This is a genomic window from Helicobacter pylori SA37A (assembly GCF_000476015.1).
GTDB classification, from domain to species: domain Bacteria; phylum Campylobacterota; class Campylobacteria; order Campylobacterales; family Helicobacteraceae; genus Helicobacter; species Helicobacter pylori_DB.
On the sequence record NZ_CBOO010000003.1, the window covers coordinates 123,805 to 140,772 of the forward strand.

Sequence of the window (16,968 nt, forward strand, 5' to 3'; positions counted from 1 at the left end):
AATGAAAAATATCCGCAATTTTTCCATTATCGCTCACATTGACCATGGTAAAAGCACTTTAGCGGATTGTTTGATTTCTGAATGCAACGCTATCAGCAACAGAGAAATGAAGAGCCAAGTGATGGACACGATGGATATTGAAAAAGAAAGGGGCATTACGATTAAGGCTCAAAGCGTGCGCCTGAATTACACTTTTAAGGGGGAGGATTATGTTTTAAACCTCATTGACACCCCAGGGCATGTGGATTTTAGCTATGAAGTGTCGCGCTCTTTGTGTTCGTGCGAAGGCGCGTTATTGGTGGTGGATGCCACTCAAGGCGTGGAAGCGCAAACCATCGCCAACACTTATATCGCTTTAGATAACAATTTAGAAATTTTACCGGTGATCAATAAAATTGATTTGCCCAATGCGAATGTTTTAGAAGTCAAACAGGATATAGAAGACACGATAGGGATTGATTGCTCTGGCGCTAATGAAGTGAGCGCTAAAGCTAAGCTTGGCATTAAAGATTTGTTAGAAAAAATCATTACAACCATTCCTGCCCCTAGCGGTGATCCTAACGCTCCCTTAAAAGCGCTCATTTATGATTCATGGTTTGACAATTATTTAGGGGCGTTAGCGCTAGTGCGTATCATGGATGGGAGCATCAACACCGAGCAAGAAATTTTAGTGATGGGAACAGATAAAAGACATGGCGTTTTAGGGCTATACCACCCTAACCCTTTGAAAAAAATCCCTACTAAAAGTTTAGAATGCGGTGAGATTGGCATTGTGAGTTTAGGGCTAAAAAGCGTTACTGATATTGCGGTGGGCGATACGCTCACAGACGCTAAAAACCCTACCCCTAAACCCATTGAAGGCTTTATGCCGGCTAAACCCTTTGTTTTTGCGGGGCTTTACCCTATAGAAACGGACCGGTTTGAAGATTTAAGAGAGGCGTTATTGAAACTCCAGCTTAACGATTGCGCTTTAAATTTTGAGCCTGAAAGCTCGGTAGCGCTTGGCTTTGGCTTTAGGGTGGGCTTTTTAGGGTTATTGCACATGGAAGTGATTAAAGAAAGGCTGGAAAGGGAATTTGGCCTTAACTTAATCGCTACCGCTCCCACAGTGGTGTATGAAGTGCATTTAACGGATAATAGCATCAAATACGTCCAAAACCCTAGCGAATTGCCCCCTGAAAATCATATCGCTTGCATCAAAGAGCCTTTTGTTAGGGCGACGATCATCACGCCGAGCGAATTTTTGGGTAATTTAATGCAGTTATTGAACAATAAAAGAGGCATTCAAGAAAAAATGGAATATTTGAACCAGTCTCGTGTCATGCTCACTTATTCCTTGCCGAGCAATGAAATTGTGATGGATTTTTATGACAAGCTCAAATCTTGCACGAAAGGGTATGCGAGCTTTGATTATGAGCCTATAGAAAACAGAGAGGCTCATTTGGTGAAGTTGGATGTGAGGGTGGCAGGCGATGTGGTGGATGCGCTTTCTATCATTATAGATAAAAACAAGGCGTATGAAAAGGGGCGAGCTTTAGTGGAAACGATGAAAGAGCTTATCCCAAGACAGCTTTTTGAAGTCGCTATCCAAGCGAGCGTGGGGAATAAAATCATTGCCAGAGAGACGATCAAATCTGTCGGTAAGAATGTAACGGCTAAGTGCTATGGGGGCGATATTACACGAAAAAGAAAACTCTTAGAAAAGCAAAAAGAGGGCAAGAAACGCATGAAAGCTATCGGTAAGGTGGAGCTTCCCCAAGAAGCGTTTTTAGCGATATTAAAGATTGATTAGGGCGTTTAGCTTCTATGACAAAACATAGAAATTATGAAATTTTAAATCTCATAGGCTATGCTTTGGCAAAATTTGATAATGACTTTATTAAAGAATTTGGCTTTTCTACTAAAAATACTTTTTTTGAATATTGCGTTCAAATCGGCTTAGCTAACACGACTGGCGTTATCAAAAATCGCATGGATTTATTTGATTATTTTTTTCCTAACAAACGCAAAGGTTGGTGGCAAAAAGGCGATGCCTATATCCATAGAAAATTATGGATTGATAGCTTGTTTGGAAATGAAAGCGTTAAGGGTTTTAGCCATATTGTGAAATGGTTTTTGCAAGAACAATATGGCATTCAACTAGACATTACCCCTAACGCTTACCTTAAAACCCGCTATAAAAGCATGCAAGAAACGGGTTTAGAAGCCGAATTGTATTTTTTAAACCACTATAAAAATATAGAAGTGTTTTCTTGTGGGAGTTTAAAAGACATGCGTCTTTTTGGCGATGGGTATGACTTCTACATTCAAACCAACAAGCAGGCGTTTTTAGTGGAAGTTAAGGGGATTAGAGAAAAACAAGGGGCATTGAGATTGACCCAAAAAGAATACAGGCAGGCACAAGCCTATAAAAATGATTATGTGCTTGTAGTTGTGCTGAATTTGAGTGAAAAACCCTATCTTTTATCTATCGCTAACCCCTTAAAGCATTTAGAATTTAAGGCATGCGAGAGGAAGCAAAAAAGCATTTTAGAATACCACTTAATAGGGCAAATAAAATAACTATATTAAAGGTGGGGTTCATTTAATCTAATTAATAGCAGTGGTTGGAAATTTAGATATAATGAAGAGTTTTAACCAAGCTTGAGAGACGGATGAAAAAAATCCGCTTGAATTATCTTAAAAACGAGCCAAGAAAGGAAAAATCCACATGAGCAATCATCATAACAACAAAAAAGAAGAGAATACAAACAAGGCACAAATTACCCCCCCCCCCAATAATAGTAACGATGGGGTTACAGAGCCTTTAAAGGTAACCACGCGCTACTTAGAGGTTAAGAATTATAAAAATATTGGTGTTCAAAACGAGCAAGAAAAAGACGAAAGGCTGTATCTTAACAATTCGTTTAATGGCGATAAGTTGGGCGGTTTGGTTATTATTCTAGGTGAGAATAATACCGGTAAAAGCAATTTATTGAAAGCTTTAGGGTGTTTTAGCGAGCATGTAAATGAATTTAAGAAAAACTGCACCCCTAATTATTTAGGGTTTAAAGATGCGATCACGCAGTTAGGGTTGTGTGCAGAAGAAAAAAGTGGCAAATATCAAAACAATGTGTTTAAGGCAAATATAGAGATTAAGAATGATGAAGTCTTGTATTCTCTAACCCCAACAACCAAGCAACTTAAAAGCGTTTGTTTTGCATTACTCAATAGTTTAGGTGGGTTAGAAGCCAATACTAAAACAGACTTTATCAACAAGCTTAATCGCACAAATAATGAAGACAGTTTGTTAAAGCTTTTTAACGAAATTGATCAGCTTTTAAGCAATGAAAAAGTTGTAATAAAAGTAAAAAAGCAATTTCAAAAAGATTTGTCTGATTGCAAGACAAAATTAAAGCAAGAATTAGAACAAATCACTAATAAATGGAATGGTTATCTAAGATTAGATATTACAAAAATAGGAGAAATAATTGACAATATTGTTAATAAAGAGACAACGCTAGAATACATGCAGTCTTATTTAGAGCAATTCAGAGAACTTGTAAAAGGATGTGTCGACCGATACAATCGTAATAATTGGAACCATATAAACTATCCCAATTTCCCCATAATAGTTTAGAAGAACCTATTTTAAAAAATCCTACTTTAGGTTCGCATGTGGATTATGAGAATATGGAAAGTGTTTTAAAAGATTACCCATTAGAAAAGTATGCGGATGTAAAACATTTCTTGCATTCTAAACTAGGTCAAGTCTTTTATTACAAACCCACAAAGAGTTTTGAAGCTGAAGATTTGATGACAACGCCAGATGATTTGACTCAAAGCGAGTTTTTTGAACTCTTGTTTAATGCGATCGATCAAAATGCTTTTAAAGAAATAAAGGAAGCTTATAACGCTTATACAGAAAAAAACAGAGAGGTTATTTAAACCAAGCAGAAAGAAAATATGAAAAGCTTATCAATGAAAAGGTTTCTAAACATTTCAATCAAATGTATTTTCAAAATAAAAATGAAGATTTTTATTATGAATTTGATTTTAAATTAGACAGTCAAGAGATCTCACTCTCACTTTTTAAGAGAAGCAAGGAAGAAAAAGAAGAAGTTTTAGTGTTAGACCATCAAAGCGAAGGGTTTAGGTGGTATTTTGATTTGTTTTTCAATCTCTTATGTAGTTCTCATTTAAAACCTAATTCTATTGTTATTATAAATGAAGGATTTTCTAAGCTTTCTGCACCTACATGCATAGAGTGCCACAATTTTTTAAAAAAATTAGGGCAAGACAAAGGGATTACTTTTGTGATAAGCACGCACAATCTCTATTTTGCAAATCTAGATTATTTAGATGAACTAAAATTTTTGAAAGTAAATAAGGATTTGCGTAGTGTGAGTGTCAATCAATTTACATCTAGAGATCTAAATGATAGCACTCCTTCAAAGGTTATAAAAAAATTAATATGTGCGAACCATAAGACTCTTAATGAAAACGATCGCCTTTTGTTTGTAGAAGGCATTAGCGATTACAATTATTTGAGCGCGTTTAAATTGCTCTATGAACAAGAAAAAAAGACCCCCTTAGACATGGCGTTTTTAAACATCGTGTTTTTACCCATTAACGGACTAGGGAATGATGATTTAAAAGAATCAAAAAAGCCGCAAATGAAACAAATTTTAGAAGCTTTAGTTCAAGAAGAGCCAAACACCACGCTATTAGTGGATGGGGATACAAGGGGTAAGGCATGCGAAGAGTTGAATAAGGAATTAGGTAATAAGCTCAACATTCTAAAACTCAATGATTGCGATGATAGTTTTAAAAATTTCAAAAACATTGAAGATTGTTTCAGTCAAAAGGATAAAATCAAATTGGACTTGAAAAACAAAAGTTTTCGCTCACACACCGCCTATACAAGCGCTTTAAAAAATGACTTGCTCTTAAACCCTAGTTTAGTGGAAGCAGAAAGAAAATTTTTACAAGCTTTTGGAATGGCTCTATCTTAAAATGAACGCTGATAATCAAGTGGATAATAAAAAAGCTTGATTTTAACGGGGCGATAAAAACATTAAGGGAATTAGAGACCAATGGGGCACTCTCTAACCATTACAGAGACGGCACCAACTATAGCGTCTCAAACCTTAATGGGACTAGATCCTATCACAAACGAGTTTAAAACACAAGAACCATAACAAGAAAAATGGGGGCGTTTGCTTACAGAATACCACAATAAAGAGCGTTTTTAAACAACAAACGAAATAATTAAAATTGAATCATTGTTGAATAGTTAGCGGCTATAAAGAGAAGCTTGCGTTACCGTCTACTTTGCAAGCGATTACAAAAGAAAAGGCATTTAATTCTTTAAACTCTTTTAAAACTAATCCTATATAAAAAAGATTAACAAGGCTTTTAAAAAAGCGTTATTAGGGAGTTAGGGTATCGCAAAAACCCTCCTATGGATTTTAAAATCGCCAAAAATTTAAGCTTTTGTGGCGAGTTTGTTGATCGCTTCAGCGTTCATGTCATCTTGATGGGTTTTTAGCACTTTAGAATACATGTCCAAAAAGCGGTTGATTTCAATTAAAGCGCTCATCTCACGCACCGCATTGACATTGCTTTTTTCTAGCATGTATTGTTTTAACGCGCCAGAGTCAGAGACTTGATGGACGCCTTCGCCCTGATAGGTGTAAAGGTTTTGCCCTATTTTTTTAAGGTTTTTTGGTTCGCTAAAACTCACTAAAGCTAACGCGCCCGCTTGAATTTGGGCTTCATTATCCCTAAAAGTGATTTCGCCATTTTGATCCACTTCAATTTCAGCGTCAGGCATGAGCATGATCCCTCCCTTTTCGTTCAATCCAGAGCGTGAAAGCACCTTAAAGCCATTAAGAGTAACTAAAAAGCCGTCTTTATCAACGCTAAAATGCCCGTCTCTGGTATAAGCGACGCCCTCATTAGTTTGTATCGCAAAATAGAGGTTAGGGCTTGTTAGGGCAAAATCTAGGGGGTTATTCGTCCCTTCAAACGCGCCAAGACTCCTATCGGTATAGATTTCTGATAGGATAGGCACACGATTGAGATTGCGGTTGAGATACTTCGCGCTCGCTTTGGTTTGATCTTCTAAGGGCAGTTGCTCTCGGTATTCTTGGTAAAGCCTTAAAAAATCGCCTGTAATCGCATCGTCTCTTTTAAAGCCATTGGTGTTTAGGTTGGCTAAATTGTTAGAGGTTAAATCCAAGCGGTTAAATTGTGTCGCCATTGCTCCTGTGGCCGCATAATACCCATTTTGCATGCAATAATCCTTTTAAAAGAAAAAATTATAGCAAAAATCAAATAAAAACTAAGATTTACTCCAAATAGGTTTTTTTAGGGAATATGATAACCATAATCATAAAGATAACAATACTAAACATGACATAGCCCACAAACCCCGCTTCAAAACCATGTTGTTTGAATTGCAACGCTACATAACTCGCGCTCCCTCCAAAAAGCGCATTCGCAATCGCATAGGCCAGACCCACGCCAAGCGCTCGCACATGTTCAGGGAACAATTCCGCTTTAATGACCCCAGCAATGCAAGTGTAAAAACTCATGCTGCTTAATGCGAGTATTTCATAAAATAGGGCTTCATACACGCCAGTGGCATGCTTGATACCATAAAAGACAACAGGCGTTACAATAAGCCCTGCGATAGCAAAAACCATCAGCATTTGGGTGCGTTTGATTTTATCCGCAAGCATCCCGCATAAGGGCTGTAAGAAGATGAAATAAGAGAGCGCTAAAAGCATGATGAAACTGCTTTCTTTGGGGCTGAATGATGAGCTGTTGGTTAAAAAGATTTTTAAATACACCGTAAAAGTATAAAAACACAAACTCCCTCCCATAGTTAGCCCAAAGACTATCATTAAGGCTTTTTTATGGTTGAGCAATTCCTTTAAACTGCCCCTTTCTTCTTTAATAGTGTTTTTGGAAGTTGTTTTGCTATCCATAGTTTCTTCCATGATATTTCTTAAAAAGAGCGAGAGTAAGGCCAATATACCCCCTAAAGCGAATAAATAACGCCAAGCAAACGCGCTGATTTGCTCATGCGTGTAAATGTTTTCAACGATAAAGAGCGAAAAAATAGCTAAGAGTTGCCCTCCAACTAAAGTTACATATTGAAAAGAGCCATAAAAACCTTTTTTGCCATTCTTGCCTAATTCAGAGAGGTAAGTGGCGACCACGCCATATTCCCCTCCCACGCTAAAGCCCTGTAAAAGCCTGGCTAATAATAAAAACAAGAACGCCCATTCCCCTACGATTTCTTTAGTGGGGAGCAATGCGAGCATGAAAGAGCCTAGCGCCATAAGGATAATGGAATACACCATGGAAGTTTTACGCCCCTTTTTATCCCCTAATTTACCAAAAAACAAACTCCCCAAAGGGCGCATGAAAAACCCTAGCATGAAAACCAAAAAAGCTGAGATGAGCGCTAGAGTAGGGTCATTGGTGTGGGTAAATTCCTTAGCGAAATAAGGGGCAAGGAACGCATAAGCGTAAAAATCATACCATTCCACTAAATTACCTGAACTAGCGGCTAAAAGGGATTTTAAGGGTTTTTTGGTGGCGGGTTGAATCTGGGGGTTCATGGCTATCCTTGAACATGAAATTTTTAGGTAATTTTACTAGGAGTTAGGGAAACCACAGATAATATTTGATTAATAGGTTAAAGGATTATGGTGTTTGTGTTATTGAGAAAAGTTTTTGTTTTTAATGAAGCGTTGGTGATAAAATCTAAAAAATACGCAAAGGCATTTTTTACAATCCAATAATAAAGGGCTTGCGAAAAGCGGGCGGTAACTTTTTAAAGCGGTCTTTTAGGGGATTTAGTTGGGGTTTTTAGGGGAGAATGATTTCAAAATAGCCCCTATCCCCTTAAGAAAATGAGTTTTAAAATAAAACTATTAAATAAAGTTTAAAAAAATTTAAAAATTAAAAATAATGTTTTTATTGCCAATATTCATTGAAAACAAAACCTAAAAGTTTTGCAAAATCTCTCTGTTGCCTTTGGCGTTTCTTGGGGATAGAAAGCCTTGAGCTTCTAATTCGTCAGTAATGGTGGCGGCTTGGTTGTAGCCGATTTTTAATTGGCGTTGTAAAAAACTCGTAGAAGTGATCTTTTTTTCTAAAATCACCGCTTTAGCCCTTTCTAGGATGTCATCGCCTTGATAGTTAGGGGTGTCTAAAGGCATGCGCGATTCTTCTAGCAAGAAATCTTTATCGTATTCCACCTCTTTTTGGGCTTTAATAAAATCCACGATTTTTTTGATTTCATCTTCAGTGGCAAAGGGGGCATGCAAGCGCACTAACCCGTTTGTTCCTGGGGGGGTAAAGAGCATATCGCCCCTTCCTAGCAAGCTTTGCGCCCCATCGGTGTCTAAAATCACTTTAGAATCAATCTTAGTGCCTACCCTAAAACTCACCCTTGAAGGCAAGTTGGTTTTAATCAAGCCGGTTACGACATCCACGCTCGGGCGTTGGGTCGCCACAATGAGGTGCAAGCCACTCGCTCGCCCCATTTGAGCGATTCTAGCGATAGGAAACTCCGCTTCTTTGCCCCCTGTCATCATCAAATCCGCTAATTCATCAATCACCACAATCAAATAAGGGAACGCTTCAACGCCGTTACTTTGGGCTTGCTCATTATAAGAATCAATGGTTTTAACCTTGTATTCGCTCATTAAAGAGTATCGGCGCTCCATTTCTTTAGCCACGCTTTGTAAAGCCCCGATAGCTTTTTTAGGGTCAGTGATAATGGGCGTGAGCAAATGAGGGATGTCCGCATAAATGCTAAATTCCACCATCTTGGGATCGATCATCACTAATTTGAGTTGATCAGGGGGGTTTTTATAAAGTAAGGATAAAATCATCGCATTCACCCCCACGCTCTTACCGCTCCCTGTCGTGCCGGCGATGAGCAAGTGGGGGAGCTTTTTTAAATCCGTGATGAAAGGGTTACCCACAATGTCTTTGCCTAAAGCTAGGGTTAGAGGCGAGCTGGATTTTTGAAACAATTCGCTCTCTAGAATTTCTCTCAAGTAAATAATCTGGCTTTGGCTGTTAGGGATTTCAATACCGACGACATCTTTACCCTTAATAGGGGCTTGAATGCGGATGGATTCAGCGCATAAAGTCATCGCTAAATCATCGCTCAAGCCTAAAATGCGGCTCACCTTAACGCTAGGGGCTGGGCGGAATTCAAAAGTAGTTACAATAGGGCCTGAATAAGTGCGGATAATATCGCCATCAATTTTAAAGGTGCGCAGCTTGCTCAATAAATCCTGGATTTTTTGGTCAATCTCGTTTTCGTCTAAAGAAGTGTCTTTCAAGCAAACTGCATTCAATAATTGCGTTGTGGGAAGCTCATAATCTTTGGGTTTTTGCACTTCGCCATAATCCAACCCGTCTAATATTTCTTTATTTTCGCTCAATTCTTTAACCATAACGGGTTTTTTAGCGCTAGTGGGGGTTAGTGGGCTAAAGTTTGGAGCGTTTTGCGTTTCTTTTTCTTCTTCTTTGAGATTTTCTTTTTCTTCTATATTTTCTTCTATATTTTCTTTTTGATTTTCTTTTTGTGGGTTTTCCTGTGGGCTTTCTTGTAAATCATCTTCTTTTTTTGGGTGGTTTGGGGTTTTGTGGTTTTGTGTTTTGTTGTCATTTTCTAGGTTGGGTGCGGATATAGGCATGATAGGTTTTAGCGTGGTGGGCGTTTCTTTTGTGGGCGTGGGTTCTCTTTCTTTAGTTTCTTGCTTAGGTTCTTTTAAAGGGGGGTTAGTGGGGTTAAAAAAATCATCAAATCGGTTTCTTTTGGGGTAAATAGTGTAATGGGTAGGGGGGTGGGAGGAAATTTGAACCAAGCCTTCTTGCGGCTCTGAATCGTTTAAAGTCGTGTTATAGGGGGTAGGGATCGCTAAAAACGGTTCTTCGTTAGGGGTTTTGTGGTTTTCATTAATAGGGTTTTCTTTGAGATTTTCTTTTTCTTTAGGGTTTTTGGTTTCTTTTTTTTGAGAATCTGATGAGGTGTTTTCAAAACCCTCTTTTTTCAGGCTAAAATTAGGGCTAAAAGCCTGTAAGCATTGTTTGTAAATCTCTTTTAAAAGGTTTTGCGTTTTGTTCATATAAGGATAAAAAACGCTTTTAGGGGGCAATTTGAATAAAATCAAATAAGAAATAACTACCATAAGCGTTATCAGCGCATAAAGCCCAAAGTCCCCTATAAAAGGGCGTAAAAACAAACGCACGCTGTTGCCGATTTCCCCTTGATTTAATAGGCTAGATTGTAAAAAGAGCAAAGATAAAATGCCTAATAGATGCCCTAAAGTTTTTTCTAAAACGATTTCTGTAAAAGGGTTTTTAGTCTTGTATAAAAGGAATAAAACCCACGCTAAATAGGGTAAATTAATGAATGAAAGATACCCAAAATATTTTTTATTGATTGCGGCAAACCACACCCCAAAACGCCCCACTAAACCGCTATTACCCAGCCATGAAGATAGGGTTAAAAACGCTAATAAAACCCCTATGATTAAAGCTAAATAAAGTTTTTTAGATTTCATCGGTTGCACATGTCTTTAAAAGAACAATACTCACAATCTTTAACCTCTAAAGTTTTTTCAAAATCAATTTCTTGCTTGAGTTTGGGGATAAGAGAAAATTCCAAATGATCCATTTTAGCCTGTAAAATAAGCTCATCTTCTTCCACTAATTCGCCCTTTCTCAAATCATAAAAAAAGGCTTTTATAGGATCTTTGTAACCCAGATTTTTAAGGGCAAACGCATAGATAGCCATTTGATAATCGGTGCTGATTTGAGCGATTTCTATGGGGCTTAAGCCTCCTCTTTGTGTTTTACTCATGTTGTCTAATTTCAAATCGTTTTTGAATTTGTAATCCAATAAAGTAATTTCATTGTCAGCCGTTTTGTCAATCCTGTCTATACGCCCTTTAAAAATAACGCCTTGAATAATCGTTTCAAAGCTTTTTTCAAGATCAAGGATTTTGATTTTTGCCTTAAAGCGTTCTTTTTCTTTAAGATAAAAAGCCTGGATTTTTTTGAGCGCTACAAGAGTGTCTAAACGCTCTTTAGGGGTAATGTTTTCTCTTGTTTCTAAGAGCCAAATGAGCCTCTCTTCTAATGCATAGGGGTTTTTGTCTTTTTCATAAGCTTCTTTTAAAAGTTCATGGAGCAAACTGCCCACAGCGCTATTATTTTCATCTTTAGGGCTTTCTTTGAAGCGTTTCATGTAGTGGTAGTAAAAACGGCGTTTGCAAGTTAAAAAAGCGTTTAATGAGCTAGCGCTAAAGCTAAAATCTTTAGGGATAGCGGCTTTGATTTCTTCTTCTTGGTAGTCTTTTAAAGGACTTGGTGCAAAAAGCGTGTAAGCGTCTTTGATAGGCTCTATATGCAAATCTAATTCTAAAAGCATGTTAGAGGCTTTTGAAGTTTCGCTCTCTATATAAGAAAGTGTTATTTCTTTAGAGTTTTTAAAGAGCTGGTAATAATAGTGTTTTTGCAAATTTTTCTTATCTAATAAAGTGGGGAGGTTGAGCGATTTTCTTAAAGCAGAGTTTAAAAACAAATCGCAATCTTTAAGGCTTGGCACGCAGGTTTCATTAAAATCCACAATAACGATTTTATCAAATTGCATGCCCCTTGTCTCTAAAGTGTCCATGACTCGTATTTTGCCCCCACTAGAATCGTCTAAGCGGAAGTTGGCTTCAAATTCTTGCAAATACAAATGCAATAAATCTTTAAGGCTGTAGTTTTTAAGCGTGTTTTTTAAAAGATGATACTGGTGCATGATTTGAGAATGTGCTTCTTTTAAGGGCGCTTTTTCTTTAGAGCTTTGTTGTTCTAAAAGCGGGAGCGTAATATTTTCTAAATCCAATAACGCAGACCCGCTTAAATTAAAATCGCTTGTTTGTAAATCTTCTAAGATTTTTACAAGCTCTGTATAATAAGGGCTGTTTTTAGCCCCTAATCCCATCGCAAAATTCAAATTGTTGTTTTTGTCTAAAAGTTTTAAAAAAGGTAAAAAATCCGCATTAGGCGTGATGATCGCCATTTTATTAGGGTCGTTATCTTTTTGCAAATATTCTTCTATGGTTTGTAAAACTAAAGCGCTTTGTTTTAAATAACTGGAGTTGGCATAAAGCTTTGGTTCTATTTTTTGGCACTTGGGTGTCTGGGAGAGAATCTTTTGGGTTTTAAAATCAATGGAATAATCGCAATCTGTTTCTAATTTGAGATTCAAAAATTCCAAAAATTTTTGGTTGTATTTATCGCAAGATAGGTGTAAAGTGATAGGCACTAACTCGGTCACTTCTAATAGGCATTGCCTTTCAAAAACGCTCATAAAGCCGTCTAAATACCATTCAATGGAGGAAAAATGCTCAAAAAATTCTTTTAAAATGGTGGGTTTTTCTTGCATGATTTTGTCATAAAAGCCTAATTCTTCTAGATTTTTAATGTAGCGATCATAAATCATTTCTAAGACTTCTAAATGCTTTTCATAATCCAAGTAAATGTCTTTAGAAGAAAGTTCATTGAGTTTGATACAAGCAGAACTTAACTCATCAAACAAATCAAACAAAAAAGAAGTGCTTTCCAAATACCCCAAAAAGCTGTTTTCAAAAAGCAAAAGCCCTTCAAGAATGGATTTTTTTTCTTTAGCGATAGCTTTAATGGTGTCTATCATTAAAATTTGGCGTGCACTGTTAGGGATTTTCTTTTTATTAGGGATGTAAAAAGCCTGTTCAAAAAAATTCCCCATGCTCATTGCACTAGGCAAAAACCCTTCGCCTTGCTCTAAATAGAAATGCTTTAAACGCCTGGTGGAGCTAAAAACAAATAGGGGGGTTTTTTCTAAAAAAAGTTTTTCTAAGTTCATGCGTTGAGTAACCTTTTAGCTTGAATGGTAACATTTTCAACGCTAAAGCCAAATTTTTCAAAGAGTTTATCGCCCTTTGCTGAGCTCCCAAAAGAATCCATGCCAATGATTTTATCCGCAAAACGATACCACTCTATCGCGCGGCTCGCTTCAATCACTAAAACCTTACCCTTAAAGAGTTCTTTAAGATAGCTTTCATCTTGCTCTATCAATAGATCAAAACAAGGCGCGCTCACCACTTGAGTGGGGATATTCTCTCGCTCTAAAATTTTAGCGCTCTCTAAAGCCAAAGACACTTCGCTCCCGCTCGCAACGAGCGTGATAATGGGATCTTTAGCATCATATTTAACATACGCACCTTTTAAAACCTGCTCTTTAGAAACCTCATCTAGCACGGGTAAATTCTGGCGCGATAAAATAAGAGCGCTAGGAGCGTTCAAACTTAACGCTACTTGCATGCAAGCCGTATTTTCAAAAGCATCGCTAGGTCTGAAAGCATAAAAATTAGGCAAAGCGCGTAAATGGCTCAATTGCTCTATGGGCTGGTGCGTCGCTCCGTCTTCGCCCACGCCAATGCTGTCATGCGTAAAGATAAAAAGGGCTTTTAATTTCATTAAAGCGCTCAAACGCATGCTGGGCATTAAATAATCGCTAAACACAAAAAAGGTCGCGCAAAAAGGCACCAACAAGCCATACGCCGCTAAAGCGTTAGTGATAGCCCCCATGGCATGCTCTCTGATCCCAAAATGCAAGTTCTGCCCTAAAGGGAAATCACCAGAGTGTTTCAAATGCGTGTTATTAGATGGGGCTAGATCCGCACTCCCCCCCAAAAAGCCCTCGCATTCTTTAGCGATAGCGTTTAAAATCATGCCGTTACTCACTCTCGTGGCTAGAGATTCGCCTTTTTTAAAGGTGGGGTAATGGATGGTGTTAAAATCAAAATTCTTTAACGCATGGATTTTTTCTTTTATTTTAGGGCTTAAGGATTTTTCCCATAAGGCTTCTAAGCTAACGCCCCTAACTTTCACTTCTTCAAAATGCATTTTGTTTTTTGGGCCAATGATAAAGCTTTCATTAGGATTGATTTGAGCGTTTTCTTTGGATTGTTTTAACACTTCTTTATTTAAAGGCGAGCCATGCGTTTTTTCACTCCCCTCTAAGCCAATAGCCCCCTTACCAATAATCGTATGAGCGATTAAAAGCGTAGGTTTATGGGATTTTTTGGCTTCTTCTAAAGCATCATTAATCGCTTGATAGTCATGCCCATCGCATTCTAGCACTTCCCAATTTTGCGCTAAAAAGCGCATTTTAACCTGTTCGCTAAAACTAATATTAATAGCGCCTTCAATGCTGATTTGGTTGCTGTCATAAATCACAATGAGGTTATCAAGGCGAAGGTGCCCGGCTAAAGAAGCGCTCTCATAACTAATGCCTTCTTGCAAATCCCCATCCCCACACAAGCAATAGACTTTATGAGAAATGGCTTGTTTATCTAAAAGGTTTTGAGCGTATTGGCTCGCCATGCTAAAGCCCACAGCGTTAGCAAAACCTTGCCCTAAAGGGCCTGTGGTGATCTCAATGCCTTCGGTGTAGTGCAATTCGGGATGTCCTGGGGTTTTAGAATGTAATTGCCTGAAACGCTTTAAATCTTCTAAACTCAAATCAAAGCCCCACAAATGCAACAAACTATACGCTAACGCGCTCGCATGCCCTCCGCTAAAAACCAACCTGTCCCTATTGAGCCATTTAGGGTTGGTGGGGTTTAGATTAAGGTGCAAGCTTAAAACCACCATCACATCAGCTAGCCCTAAGCACACGCCCGGATGCCCACTATTAGCCTTATCTATCATGTCTGCGCACAAAAAGCGAAGCGCATTCGCCATGCTTTTTAGTCGTTCTAAGTCAGCGTTACTCAATCGCATCAAATTTTTCCATTTTTAAGGTTTTTGAAAGCCATTTTAACACAAATTATCTCAAAATCTCTTTGGCCATTAAGATGTCTTGTTGGATCTGATTTTTAAGCTCTTTTAACGAAGAAAAACGCATGTTGTCTCGTATTTTTTGAACCCAACGCAAAGCGATTTCTTTGGGCGGGTTTTCTATGATCGTATCAAGAACATGGCATTCTATGGCGAAATGTTGATCCGTGCTTAAGCGATTGCCTATAAAACTCACGCTTTTTTGATAAATTGGATCTTTTACTTTCACTAAACTCGCATACACCCCAAAACTAGGGAGGATAAAATCTTTAGTTTTGATATTTAAAGTAGGAACTAATTCTTTATGCCCTAAGCCTTGATCGCTAATGACTTCCCCGCACACTTCATAAGGCCTGCCTAAGAGCTTGTTAGCTAAAAGTAAGTCGCCATGACTTAGGGCTAGTTTGATCATCTTAGAATGCACGCTGATGTTTTGGATTTTCACTTCAGGCACAATAATGGTTTTTTCAAAACGCTCTTTTAAAAATAAAGCGTCATTTTGTCTTCCATGCCCAAACCTGAAATCATAGCCCACCACTAGGCGTTCTAAATGGGGGAATTTCTTTTTTAAAAGCTCTAAAAATTCTAGGGCGTTTAATTGTGAAATCTCTTCTAAATACACAAAAAATAAAGGCATGCCCACGAGTTTAGCGCGGTATTTTAGGGGGGTTAAATAGCCTTTAGTGTAATGTTTTTTTTCTATGATTAAAAGGGCTTTGGGGTCTTTTAATTCCTTAAAAAGGGCTTGATGCCCTAGATGCAAGCCATCAAATTTACCGATAGCTAAGCTTTTAATCTCATGCTCGCTTGAAATGGATAAAAAATTCAACATTCCCGTTTTTCCCTTTCACTAAGCTTTCTTGGATCTTTAAGATTTGAAAATCCTTTGTTTTTAAATGGTTTTTAAAGTTTTCTAAAGCGTTTAAAATGGCTTCTTTATCCATTACCACCCCCTTTTTATTGCGTTTTATTTTTCTACCCACTTCAAATTGCGGTTTGAAAAGCGCCAAAAATTCATCGCTTAAAGGCAAAATCGCTTCCAAAATACAATATAAGGAAATAAAGCTCACATCACAAAGCGCTAAATCAATTGTTTCTGGCGTTTTAAACCCTCTAATATCGCATTCTTCGTAACATTCTATGCGTTTGTCTTGTTTCAAGCCCTCATCTAATTGCATTTTCCCCACATCCACGCAAAGCACCTTTTTAGCCCCTTTTAAAAGAGCCACTTGACTAAAGCCCCCTTTGCTCGCTCCCACATCTAAAACCACCTTTCCCTTAAAATCCACGAAATGGGTTTCTAAAAAAGCCCCTAATTTTTCCCCAGCCCTGCTAACGAATGGATTTACAGCGATGAGTTCAATTTGATCACTCTCTTTAACGATAAAAGAGGGTTTAGAGATGACTACCTTATTGACTAAAACCTGATTTTTTAAAACCAACGCTTTAGCTTTTTCTCTGCTATTTGCTAAATGCTGGTTAAATAAAGCGTAATCTAGGCGCATTAAAATTGAGGTAAGGGGACTTGATAAGCGAAATTAAAAACAATCTTGCCTAAACTATAGACATCAAGCTCTAGTTTGGCTTCTTGCACCGCTAAATAATCCAATTTGTTAAAAGCGAGCAAAAAAGCTCGGCTCCACCTGTTCGTGGTTTCTAAAATGCCATCAAATTCATCTTTTGTGATTTCTCGCACCCATAAAGGCTCTGAGCCTGTAGGTTTTGTGCCAAAAAGTTCATAAGAAATATAGCCATCATCTATCCAGTCGTTATTTTGCGTGAAAATCTCCACTAAAAAATACTCATGATCATAGTAAGTGCCGCTATCCACATCGTTTAAATGCGTAGCGATAGCCGTGATGATAGGCACATTATTTTGGGTGATTTCGCCTTTCCTGCTGGCTTGGATTTTTTTTTCTAACACTAAGTCTAGCGTGTAGGTGTCTTCATTGAAGTTGCTCACACACCCCAAACAAAAGAATAAAAACACCAGAAGTGTTGAGAGATTTTTCAAGCCCATTCCTTGCTAAAACCCATGCCATTTTTAGCTAAAATAAAACCTATATTATAACTAAA

At 37.9% G+C, this 16,968-nt stretch carries 12 protein-coding genes and 1 pseudogene; 5 read left to right on the plus strand and 8 right to left on the minus strand.

Going from position 1 to position 16,968, the window contains the following annotated elements:
- The first annotated feature begins 1 nt into the window (after position 1).
- The 5 genes and pseudogenes from lepA (at position 2) to QT76_RS08350 (ending at position 4,994) form a co-directional block, all read left to right on the plus strand.
- On the plus strand, positions 2–1,792 hold the full coding sequence (lepA, locus tag QT76_RS02650; protein WP_033616534.1) for a translation elongation factor 4: 1,791 nt from the start codon (positions 2–4) through the stop codon (positions 1,790–1,792).
- Positions 1,793–1,806: 14 nt separating this feature from the next.
- Positions 1,807–2,562 (plus strand): protein NO VEIN domain-containing protein, encoded by a 756-nt coding sequence (locus tag QT76_RS02655; RefSeq protein WP_033616475.1) that lies wholly within the window; start codon positions 1,807–1,809, stop codon positions 2,560–2,562.
- A gap of 358 nt (positions 2,563–2,920) precedes the next feature.
- Positions 2,921–3,047, plus strand: a pseudogene (locus QT76_RS08710) (ATP-binding protein); the annotation flags it as partial.
- A 610-nt stretch (positions 3,048–3,657) separates the two neighbouring features.
- Complete coding sequence (locus QT76_RS08345) at positions 3,658–3,927, plus strand: hypothetical protein (protein ID WP_195741860.1); 270 nt, start codon at positions 3,658–3,660, stop codon at positions 3,925–3,927.
- 62 nt (positions 3,928–3,989) lie between these two features.
- Positions 3,990–4,994, plus strand: coding sequence for a hypothetical protein (locus QT76_RS08350; protein ID WP_195741864.1), 1,005 nt, complete (start codon positions 3,990–3,992; stop codon positions 4,992–4,994).
- Between the two features lie 473 nt (positions 4,995–5,467).
- Here the strand turns inward: QT76_RS08350 and QT76_RS02665 are convergent, their stop codons facing one another.
- The 8 genes from QT76_RS02665 to QT76_RS02700 all read right to left on the minus strand — a co-directional run bounded on the left by QT76_RS02665 (position 5,468) and on the right by QT76_RS02700 (position 16,912).
- The gene (locus QT76_RS02665) at positions 5,468–6,277 is read right to left on the minus strand and encodes a flagellar hook-basal body protein (RefSeq protein ID WP_033616476.1); all 810 of its coding nucleotides are present in this window, start codon (positions 6,275–6,277) and stop codon (positions 5,468–5,470) included.
- Between the two features lie 55 nt (positions 6,278–6,332).
- Positions 6,333–7,613 (minus strand): MFS transporter, encoded by a 1,281-nt coding sequence (locus QT76_RS02670; protein ID WP_033616477.1) that lies wholly within the window; start codon positions 7,611–7,613, stop codon positions 6,333–6,335.
- Positions 7,614–8,000: 387 nt separating this feature from the next.
- A complete protein-coding gene (locus tag QT76_RS02675) occupies positions 8,001–10,580 on the minus strand; it encodes a DNA translocase FtsK (RefSeq protein ID WP_033616478.1) in 2,580 nt (859 codons plus the stop codon).
- The gene (addB, locus tag QT76_RS02680) at positions 10,577–12,913 is read right to left on the minus strand and encodes an ATP-dependent deoxyribonuclease AddB (RefSeq protein ID WP_033616479.1); all 2,337 of its coding nucleotides are present in this window, start codon (positions 12,911–12,913) and stop codon (positions 10,577–10,579) included. The genes QT76_RS02675 and addB overlap by 4 nt, the downstream gene beginning before the upstream one ends.
- Positions 12,910–14,835, minus strand: a complete 1,926-nt coding sequence (gene tkt, locus QT76_RS02685; RefSeq protein ID WP_033616480.1) for a transketolase — start codon at positions 14,833–14,835, stop codon at positions 12,910–12,912. Before tkt ends, addB begins: the two co-directional genes overlap by 4 nt.
- Positions 14,836–14,881: 46 nt before the next feature.
- Entirely contained in the window at positions 14,882–15,724 is an 843-nt protein-coding gene (locus tag QT76_RS02690; protein ID WP_033616481.1) for a bifunctional riboflavin kinase/FAD synthetase, read from the minus strand.
- Entirely contained in the window at positions 15,690–16,397 is a 708-nt protein-coding gene (gene tlyA, locus QT76_RS02695; RefSeq protein WP_033616482.1) for a 23S rRNA (cytidine-2'-O)-methyltransferase TlyA, read from the minus strand. The genes QT76_RS02690 and tlyA overlap by 35 nt, the downstream gene beginning before the upstream one ends.
- Complete coding sequence (locus QT76_RS02700; protein WP_033616483.1) at positions 16,397–16,912, minus strand: hypothetical protein; 516 nt, start codon at positions 16,910–16,912, stop codon at positions 16,397–16,399. Before QT76_RS02700 ends, tlyA begins: the two co-directional genes overlap by 1 nt.
- Between the last annotated feature and the right edge of the window lie 56 nt (positions 16,913–16,968).